We start from the raw sequence: 1,353 nt of genomic DNA on the forward strand, positions 1-1,353 counted from the left end.
GGCCGGGGCGAGCAGGCAGCCGCAGCGGACGTCGCCCGGGCCGGCGACCACCCCGCCCGGGGCGTGCAGGACGAGCAGGGCCTCCTCGTCCACCTGCACCCGCCACTCGTCGCCCTCGCGGGCCACCGGACGCTGTGCCAGCTTCGCCGCCGCGGCGTCCAGTCGCTTCTGGAGGCGGGCGCTCAGCCCGGCCACCACCTCCGCGACCACCTCCGGCCGGACACCCGGCCACTCGTTCGTGTGTGCCGTCGTGCTCATCACACCTTCTCCCCCACCCAGCGGGCCAGTTCCAGCGGGCTCAGTGCCGCCACGGGCATGCCGGCCGCGACCAGCCGGCCCGCGACCGCCTTCGAGTAACGCGCCGTCCCGGTGTCGTCCAGCGCCGCGCAGCCGAGCAGGTGCACCCCGGAGTCCACCAGGGCCCGGGTCTGCGCCAGCAGCCCGGTGACCGGGCCGCCCTCCTCGAAGTCGCTGACCACCGCGACCAGCGTCCGGGAGGGCACCGTCACCAGCTCCCGCGCGTACCGCAGGCCGGTCGCGATGCTGGTGCCGCCGCCGACCCGCACCTCCAGCAGCAGGCTCAGCGGATCCGCCACCCGCTCCGTGAGGTCGAGGACCTCGGTGGAGAAGGCGACGAAGTGCGTGCTCAGCGACGGCACCCCGGCCAGGATCGAGGCGGTGAGCGCCGCCCAGACCGTGGAGGCCTCCATCGACCCGGAGACGTCCACCACCAGGATCAGCCGCCAGTCATTGGCCTGCCGGGCCCTGGTCCGGAACACCGGCCGCTCGGGCACGATCAGGGTGCCGGCGCCGTCCGGCGCGGGGCGGGCGGTGGCGAGGTTGGCCCGGATCGTCCGGTCGAGGTCCAGGCCGCCGCCGGGGCGACGGGACGGGCGCGGCACGCTGATGCCGGTCAGCGCCGGGCGCAGCCTGGTCGCCAGCTCGCGGCTCAGCTCGTCCACCAGGCGCCGCACCAGCGGACGCAGCCGGGCCACCCGGGCCTCCGGCAGGCCGCCCGCGTGCTCCAGCACCGTGCGCAGCAGGTCGACGGACGGCCGGACGGCGGACGGGTCGATCGCCTCCAGGACGTCCGTCCGGCCCTGGGCGACGGCCGCCGCCAGCACCTCCTCGCGCACGCCCGGACCGAACAGGACCTCCAGCTCCTCCGCCCACTCCCGCACACCGGGGAACGGGGCCTCGCGGCCGCCGGACCTGCCGTCGAGGCGCGGGCCTGAGCCCTCGCCGTGCCCGCTGCCGTACAACTCGTCGAGCGCGGTGGCGAGTCGGGCGCAGCGACCGGACGGGCTGCCGGCGCCCGGGCGGCCGAGCAGCAGGCGCCAGCGCTCGGCGGGA

The 1,353-nt window shown here is 77.0% G+C and carries 1 protein-coding gene and 1 pseudogene; both read right to left on the reverse strand.

Translation table 11 applies throughout. From position 1 onward, the window contains the following. Positions 1-258 (reverse strand): annotated as a pseudogene (locus J0670_RS38095) (hypothetical protein); the annotation flags it as partial. Continuing rightward, positions 258-1,353, reverse strand: a 1,096-nt coding sequence (locus J0670_RS38100) for a VWA domain-containing protein (RefSeq protein WP_207817344.1), incomplete at its 5' end; no start/stop codon positions are given. The gene J0670_RS38100 and the pseudogene J0670_RS38095, both read right to left, overlap by 1 nt.

This window comes from Streptomyces sp. FH025, assembly GCF_017427025.1.
Lineage (GTDB): Bacteria > Actinomycetota > Actinomycetes > Streptomycetales > Streptomycetaceae > Kitasatospora.